The 7,900-nt window shown below is 67.8% G+C and carries 8 protein-coding genes; 3 read left to right on the top strand and 5 right to left on the bottom strand.

Translation table 11 applies throughout. The features are described from left to right. Positions 1–427 precede the first annotated feature (427 nt). A complete protein-coding gene (locus tag AC27VN_RS25940; RefSeq protein WP_490878388.1) occupies positions 428–1,399 on the bottom strand; it encodes a reverse transcriptase family protein in 972 nt (323 codons plus the stop codon). A 462-nt stretch (positions 1,400–1,861) separates the two neighbouring features. Here AC27VN_RS25940 and AC27VN_RS25935 point away from each other — a divergent pair, with 462 nt between their 5' ends. The 3 genes from AC27VN_RS25935 to AC27VN_RS25925 all read left to right on the top strand — a co-directional run bounded on the left by AC27VN_RS25935 (position 1,862) and on the right by AC27VN_RS25925 (position 4,157). Then, the gene (locus AC27VN_RS25935; RefSeq protein WP_490878387.1) at positions 1,862–2,668 is read left to right on the top strand and encodes a 4'-phosphopantetheinyl transferase family protein; all 807 of its coding nucleotides are present in this window, start codon (positions 1,862–1,864) and stop codon (positions 2,666–2,668) included. A gap of 93 nt (positions 2,669–2,761) precedes the next feature. Further along, the gene (locus AC27VN_RS25930; RefSeq protein WP_093343749.1) at positions 2,762–3,220 is read left to right on the top strand and encodes an Rrf2 family transcriptional regulator; all 459 of its coding nucleotides are present in this window, start codon (positions 2,762–2,764) and stop codon (positions 3,218–3,220) included. Beyond that, complete coding sequence (locus AC27VN_RS25925; protein ID WP_490878386.1) at positions 3,213–4,157, top strand: NAD(P)/FAD-dependent oxidoreductase; 945 nt, start codon at positions 3,213–3,215, stop codon at positions 4,155–4,157. The genes AC27VN_RS25930 and AC27VN_RS25925 overlap by 8 nt, the downstream gene beginning before the upstream one ends. 210 nt (positions 4,158–4,367) lie before the next feature. Here the strand turns inward: AC27VN_RS25925 and fahA are convergent, their stop codons facing one another. From fahA to AC27VN_RS25905, 4 genes are all read right to left on the bottom strand, one after another. Continuing rightward, complete coding sequence (gene fahA, locus AC27VN_RS25920) at positions 4,368–5,702, bottom strand: fumarylacetoacetase (protein ID WP_490878385.1); 1,335 nt, start codon at positions 5,700–5,702, stop codon at positions 4,368–4,370. Positions 5,703–5,715: 13 nt separating this feature from the next. Next, positions 5,716–6,522 (bottom strand): cyclase family protein, encoded by an 807-nt coding sequence (locus AC27VN_RS25915; RefSeq protein ID WP_093343754.1) that lies wholly within the window; start codon positions 6,520–6,522, stop codon positions 5,716–5,718. A gap of 56 nt (positions 6,523–6,578) precedes the next feature. Beyond that, positions 6,579–7,364 carry an ABC transporter permease gene (locus AC27VN_RS25910; protein ID WP_490878384.1) on the bottom strand — a complete coding sequence of 262 codons (786 nt, stop codon included), beginning with the start codon at positions 7,362–7,364 and terminating at the stop codon, positions 6,579–6,581. Continuing rightward, positions 7,361–7,900 (bottom strand): ABC transporter permease (locus tag AC27VN_RS25905; protein WP_490878383.1); only part of this gene is annotated, 540 nt, incomplete at its 5' end. The genes AC27VN_RS25910 and AC27VN_RS25905, both read right to left, overlap by 4 nt.

Here is a 7,900-nt window from a genome sequence, read left to right as displayed (position 1 = left end):
CCCCGGCGTTCACGCCCACGCCGACGCCGACGTTCGGGGTCGAGACCTGTGCGCCGGCCTGAATGCCCGCGGTGGCCAGCAGGCCCGCGAGCAGGGCGCCGAAGACGATGCGATGGTGTTGTTGTTTCATGGCTGGGATTCCTTCCTTTTCGAGTGATACGGGGATCGCTGAAAAACACAGAGCCGGCAGGGTGCCGGCTCGGAATGAAACATAGGGAAGGGCGGGGTAGGGGCCGTGAGCGCCGGGGCCGCGCCTGGCTGTGGGAGCTGTCCGTCGGCGGAATCGGGGGCTCGTGCGTTAGCGCGTTCGGCGCGGAAATGACGGTCTCAAGGCAGGAGATGGTGGCTGAAGAAGGCCGTTGTGCCGGTTGAACCGTGTGTTGCAGTGCACTCGAGGCTCAGCAATGACACATCGGAAAGGACGCGTTCAGGCGTTGACGGTCGTCGGTATGCCCGTTGGCTGCGAGAGGCGTGCCATTTCTCTCGCCTTGAGCAATCGCAGCTTCCGAGTCATCGCTGAGAAGCGTGGTTCGACTTGGCTGTGGGCCGCCGCCTTTCCGAGCAGTGCGTCGAGCTTCTTGAGGTGATCTTCCGAGGTTGGCATCGCGAGTGAGTGGATGGCGCTCCACAACTCGAACTCCCGAAGCGGCCGAACCTTGATTTCGTCGCCGACGATCAGAACGCCGGTGACGAGCTTCCTCTGCTCGGCGGTGTAGCAGCGCTCGCCGTGGTACTTGAACCCGTGGCGATGAATGATCTGCTTGGCACCCCACAGAAATGAAGGTGTGGCGTTAAGGCCCGACCACGTCAGATCGTCGACGTAGTAGCTGTCGCGGACCTGATGGAGCACCGAGTGGAAATGCAGATCGTCGAACAGCGCCTTGGATGCGAAGAAGGCGATGGACTGGCTCGTGCAACTGCCCGTGGGCACATGCCCATCGACCGTGCAGAGCTTCGCAAGAAGACCGGAAACATCCGGGCTGCACTTCAGCGCGTCCTTGAAGAAGCGATAGATGCGTGCTCGATCAACGGAAGGATAGAACTTCTTGAGGTCGAGCTTGAGGAGCGGCACGGCTCCCACATGAACCCGTGCGTTGGTGATGTAGGAGCGCTGCTTTCGCGCGGAATGGAGGTAGTCGGGCTTCTCGATGCCATCGAGCAGTTCGAAGATGCGCCGCTGAACTTGCCGCAACGCAGGCTTGGGGATTTCGATGACCCGCTTCTTGCCGGCGTTTTCGATCGGGAGGACACGATAGTTGTCCGGTTGATCCGCGAGTGGCTGAAGTCGACCGAGCTCCGTACCCAGGAGTGTCGCTAGTGATTTCCTGCTCGAGAGCGCGTACAGAGGGCTTTGATCCAGCGGATCGCTTTTCGTGAAAACGATAGGGTGCTTCGTCATCTGGTGAAACTGCGTTGTCTCGAATCAGATCTCCGAAGAAGCGATGTGCGATTGGAGGTACCAAAGGGCCGTCCAGCATAGCTTCGAGAATGCTCCAAATGAAGTAGGCCAGCTTTACCAACCTTCTCAATATCCGGAACACCCGCTGCTTTCTGGACGCGCGCCGGCGGCTTGGACGCTTGCGCTTTTTTTCAGTCATTTCTGACTCCTTCTTCAACGCGACTTCACGACATGTGAAGCCTCTCGTCCCCGTTGAAGAAAGCGGGAGAACACCGGCAGCTTTACCCTTTGGACTCACCCATTTTCCTGGTTCCAGCTCGTCTGGAACCAGCCCCGTGCACAGCTCTCTGCGTAACCCCCAATCCTGAGTATCAGGAAGAAGGGGTATGTCGTCGCGCTATGCCACAGGGCTGGAAGCCATCGGCTTCCCGAATCGCCTTGCGGCGACTCCGCTGTTGACGAATGCTCCCTTTAGTCCAGGCAGCGGAAATTTACATACGCCGCAATCCGGGTGCAAGCTGCAATGCAGCAAGAAATCGAGACGCGATCCTCATGCAAGAACGAGAAAGCCAAAATGCCGCCATGCGCATCGTTTCCATGTCTCATGTTCTGCTCCCTTCGACCATCGGCGTTTCCCGCCTCGACCTGGACCTTGACACCGAACCCGCCTCGCTGCGTGCATCGCTGACGGCCGAGGAGGACGCGCGCATGCAGCGTTTCGTGCGGCGCGCCGACCGCATGCGCTTCGCGGCGGCGCGGGTGGCGCTGCGCTCGCTGCTGGCCGAGCGCATGGGGTGCGATCCGCTCGCGTTGGTCTTCGCGGCCGGACCGCAGGGGAAGCCCTTCGTTCAGGGCCATGATGCGCCGCGCTTCAACGTCGCCCACTCGGGTGCGCATGCGCTGATCGCCATCGCGGAAGCGGCGGCGGGGCTCGAGGTCGGTGTGGACATCGAAGGCTGCGCGCGCGACGTGGAGGTCGATGCACTCGGCGCGATGGTCTTCACGCCCGAGGAGCGCGAGGCGGTACGCGCGGCGGCCGATCCGCTCGCCGCCTTCTACCTGCGCTGGACCGGCAAGGAGGCGGTGCTCAAGGCAGTGGGCGTGGGCATCACCGAACACCTGCAGTCGGTCTCGATCGCACCGGGTGCGGGCGATGCGATCGCGCTCGCCACGCGCGTGCCCGCATGGTGCGAACTGCGCGCGATCCGGCTCGCGGCACCGGCGGGCTACGCGGCGGCGCTGGCCTGGCATCCGTCGACATCAGCCTGAGTCCTCTCTGTCTGCGTCGCGCGACCGTACGGCGCGCAGGGTCATGTATCGCCGCGGCTGATGCGCATCAACATATGCAACTCATAATGTTGCATGAAACGAGACAGCAAGCTTTCCGCCATCCTGCACGTGCTGCTGCACATGGCCGAGATGGACGAACCCGCGACCTCCGAATCGCTCGCGCAGGCGATGCACACCAACCCGGTGGTGGTGCGCCGCCTCATGGCCGGGCTGCGCCAGGCCGGCTTCGTGAGCTCGGCCAAGGGGCATGGCGGCGGCTGGGTGCTGTCGTGCCCGCTGTCGAAGGTGACGCTGGCCGACATCCACGCGGCCGTGGGCGCGCCCGCGCTGCTGGCCTTCGGCAACCGCACCGAGAGCCCGGGCTGCATCGTCGAGCAGGCGGTCAACACCGCCCTCGACGGCGCCTGCCGCGAGGCCGAGGCGCTGCTGCTCGCGCGCCTGGGCCGCATCACGCTGGCCGATCTCTCGAAGGATTTCCACCGCCGCATGCACGAAGGCGGCTTCACTGCCAAGGACATTGCCCATGCCTGATTCCACGAGTTCTTCCCTCCCCTACGACGCATTGATCGTCGGCGGCAGCTTCGCGGGCCTCTCGGCCGCGATGCAGCTCGCGCGCGCACGCCGGCGCATCTGCGTGGTCGACGCGGGCCAGCCGCGCAACCGCTTCGCCGAGGCCTCGCACGGCTTCTTCGGCCACGACGGCGCGGCGCCACTGGCACTGCGCGACCAGGCGCGCGCGCAACTGCTGGCCTATCCCTCGGTGGATTTCGTCGCGGACGCGGCAGAGACGGCGTGCGTGCTGCCGGCCGAAGAGGGCGACACCCGCTTCGCCGTCACGCTGGCTTCGGGCCAGACCCTGGTGACGCGCCGGCTGCTGTTGGCCACGGGCATGCACGACCTGCTGCCCGAGGGCATCGAGGGCCTCGCGCCGCGCTGGGGTTCCAGCGTGCTGCACTGTCCCTACTGCCATGGCTACGAGTTCATCGACCGCCGCCTCGGCGTGCTGGGCAGCGGCGAGCTGTCGGTGCACCAGGCGATGCTGGTGGCCGACTGGGGGCCGCTGACGCTGTTCACGCATGGCATGCCGCCGCTCGACGCCAAGACGCGCGCGCAGCTCGATGCGCGCGGCATCACGCTCGACCCGGGCCGCGTGGTCGCGCTCGAAGGCCCCGCGAACGCGCTCGAGGCGGTGCGCTTCGACGACGGGCGCCGGCTGCCGCTCGACGCGCTGTTCGTGGCGCCGGCCCAGCGCCAGGGCAGCACGCTGGCCGCGCAACTCGGTTGCGCCTTCGACGAGGGACCGCTGGGCCTGGTGGTGCACACCGATCCGATGATGAAGACGAGCTCGGTGCCCGGCGTGTTCGCGGCCGGCGATGCGGCGCTCGCGATGCAGAACGCCACATTGGCCTCGGCCGATGGCGTACGGGCCGGGGCCTCGCTGCACCGCTCACTGATCTTCGGCGACTGAGGGCAGAAGAAGCTTCGTGGTCTTGATCGGCGCTCGCGCCAGGCGCCGATCCGGCGTGGCGGGCGCGGCAGGCCCGGGGCGAGCCGCCGGGCGCACGCGGGTGGCTGCGGGCTGTGCTGCACCCGCTTGCGAAATGGCTTGCCAGATCGACACCTGGATCGCCTCGGCGCGATCGCTCCTTCGCGGCAAGTCCATGGACCGCGCTCCGCTTCAGCCGCGCGCCGGCAGCACCGTGCCGCGGCTCTCGCCGAAGCCGATGCGCGCATGGCCGGGCTTCTCGCACCAGCCGCGCAGCAGCACGGCGTCGCCGTCCTCGATGAAGCTGCGCTGCTCGCCGCTGTCGCCCAGTGCCACGGGCGTCTGGCCGCCGCGCGCGAGTTCGATGATGGCGCCGGCCTCGCCCTCGCCGGGGCCCGAGATGGTGCCGCTGCCGAACAGGTCGCCGGGGTTGAGCTGGCAACCGCCCACCGTGTGGTGCGCCACCATCTGCGCCACGCTCCAGTACTGGTGGCGAAAGCTGGTGGACGACAGGCGCGAAGGTCCGCGCTTCTCGGCGCGCGCCTTCTCGCTCTCGAGCCAGACCTCGAGCCGGATGTCGATCGCGCCGGCCTCGCGGTTGGCCGCATCCTCGAGGTAGGCCAGCGGCTGCGGATCGGTGGCCGCGCGCGTCCAGGGCTGGCGGTAGGGCGCGAGCGCTTCCATGGTCACGATCCACGGCGAGATCGTGGTCGCGAAGTTCTTCGCGAGGAAGGGGCCGAGCGGCGCCATCTCCCAGAACTGGATGTCGCGCGCCGACCAGTCGTTGAGCAGGCAGATGCCGAAGATGTGTTGCTCCGCGTCCTCGAGTGCGATGGCCTCGCCGTGCGCATTGCCGGTGCCGATCCAGACGCCGAGCTCGAGCTCGTAGTCGAGCCGCGCGCAGGCCTGGTAGGTGGGCGCCTTCGCGCCCGGCGCCATCGCCTGCCCCATGGGCCGGCGGAACTGCTGGCCGCTCACGCCGATGGTCGACACGCGCCCGTGGTAGGCGATCGGGATCCAGCGGAAGTTCGAGGTCACGTCGCCGCCGGGGTTCAGCAGGCGCGTGATGTTGAGCGCATGGTCGATCGAGGTGTAGAAGTCGGTGTAGTCGCCGATGCGCGCGGGGATCGCGTACTCGGCCTCGGCCTGCGGCACCAGGCAGGCGCGCACGGCCTGCACCGCCGCGACCGGCGCATCGTTCTTCAGCAGCGCGAACAGCGCATGGCGCAGCGTCTTCCAGGCCGCCGGGCCGAGCGCGAAGAAGTCGTTGAGTGCGGGCTGCGCGGCGGCCGTGGCCGCTTCGAGCGCGAGGCCGTCGAGCTGCTGCGCCTGGACCAGCGCGGCCAGGTCGAGCACCTGGTCGCCGATCGCGACGCCGCCGCGAAAGGCCTCGCTGCCGCCGGCGCGGCGGAACACCGCATGCGGCAGGTTCTGGATCGGGAAGTCGCTGCTGTCGGTGGCCGTGGGGTTGGCCGATTCGACCCAGCTTCGGGCGTGGACGTCGTGCGTGTGATTGAGCGTGTGCATGAAAGAGGATTCCTTAGACCGAGGCCATCAGAGCGTCGTCGAAGATCGCGACCGCGCGCGTCCAGCCGGCCGAGGCGCCGCGGATCTTGTGCGGGAAGCAGCTGATGAAGAAGCCCGTGGGCGGCAGCACCTCGAGGTTGTGCAGCTTCTCGATGTGGCAGTAGCCGATGTCGCGGCCGGCCTTGTGGCCTTCCCAGATCAGCGAGGCGTCGTGCGTCTCGCCGTACTTCTTCGCCGTGTGGACGAAGGGCGCGTCCCAGCTCCAGGCATCGGTGCCCGTGAGGCGCACGCCGCGCTCGAGCAGGTACATCGTCGCCTCGTAGCCCATGCCGGCGCCGGCCGAGACATAGTCGGGGTTGCCGTAGCGCGAGCCGGCGCGCGTGTTGATCACCACGATCTCCAGCGGCTTGAGCGTGTGGCCGATGCGCTTGAGCTCGGCCTCGACGTCGGCCGCGCGCACCACGTAGCCGTCGGCGAAGTGGCGGAAGTCGAGCTTCACGCCGGGCTGGAAGCACCAGTCGAGCGGCACGTCGTGGATCGCGATCGCGGGCTTCTTCTCGCCGAGCGCCTTGTCCATGGTCGAGTGGAAGTGGTAGGGCGCGTCGAGGTGGGTGCCGTTGTGCGTGGACAGGTGCACCAGCTCGACCGCCCAGCCCTCGCCGTCGGGCAGGTCTTCCTTCTTGAGGCCAGGGAAGAAGGGCTCGATCTGTTCGTAGGTGTTCTCGTGCGTGAAGTACTGGATCTTCGGGCCGAAGGCCGGCGGGTCGGAGAGCACGTCGTTCTCCAGGAAGATCGAGAGGTCGACCAGTTTGCGTGGCATGGGTGGGCTCCTTGTGGGGTGTTCGTTCGAGCGGAGGAAAGAGAGGGAAAAGGAAATCAGGGTTGCTGCCAGCGCAGCAGGCGCCGTTCGGCCAGGGCCAGCAGCGCATTGCTCGCGAAGCCGATGAGTCCGAGCAGCACGATGCCGGCGAACAGCTCGCTGGCGCGGAAGGCGCGCGCGGCCAGCAGGATGGCCTGGCCCAGGCCGCTTTGCGAGGCGATCATTTCGCCCACCACCGCGACGATCAGCGCGATGGTCAGCGCGAGCCGCATGCCGGCCAGGATGTCGGGCATCGCATTGGGCAGGCCCATCTTCCAGACATAGGCCGCGCGCGACATCTGCAGGCAGCGCGCCACCTCGGCCAGGCGCGGCTCCACGGCCGCGAAGCCGTGCACCGTGGCCAGCAGCACCGGCCACATCGCGCCGAAGGCGACCACGAACAGCACCATGCCGGGGTTGAGCCCGAAGATCGAGATCGCCAGCGGCAGCAGCGCCGAGGCCGGCAGCGGGCGCACGAACTCCAGCGTGGGCTGGACCCAGGCACGCACCGCGGGCGAGACGCCGATGGCCGCGCCGAGCAGCACGCCGGCCAGCGAAGCGAGCAGCCAGCCCTGGACCATGCGGCCCACCGTCGCGCCGGTGAAGGCGAGCAGCTCGCCGCCGCCTTCGCCCGACAGGTTCAGCCCTTCGCGCAAGCTCGCGAAGGTGGCTTGCGGCGTCGGCAGGAACACGCGGCTGACCCAGCCCGCGTTGCTCGCGATCCACCACAGCGCGACCAGCGCCAGCAACACGCCCAGCGCGCCGAATTGCTCCAGGCCCTTGCGTTCGGCGTGGCCGTTCATGACACGACTCCCATGCGGCGCGACACGCCGCGCTGCAGCCGCAGCATGGCCGCGTTGATCGCGAAGCCCACCACGCCGATCCAGCCCAGCCAGGCGAGCATCAGCGCGGGGTCGAAGCTCTGCTGCGCGATCATCATCGCGTAGCCCATGCCGTTGGGATTGGCCGCGATCTCCACCGTCACGGCCACCACCAGCGCCACCGCCACGCCGAGCCGCAGCGCGACGAACAGGCGCGGCACGATGGCCGGCAGCACGATCTTGAAGGCGCGCTCGCGCGCCGACAGGCCCAGCACGCGGCTGACCTCGAGCAGCCGCGGCTCGACCTGCTGCACCGCCGCCTGCACCAGCACCAGCAGCGGCCAGAAGGTGGCGAAGGCGACGATCGCGAGTTCCATGCGCACGCCGAAACCGAAGCCCAGCATCGCGAGCGGGATCAGCGCGACCGAGGGCACGGGGCGCAGCACCTCGATGGTGACCGAGCCGAGCCGGGCCGCGCGGCGCGACAGCCCGAGCACCAGCCCCAGCGCGATGCCGAG

The organism is Variovorax sp. 20P10.2.4 (assembly GCF_058244205.1).
This window is presented reverse-complemented; position numbering and strand designations above follow the sequence as displayed.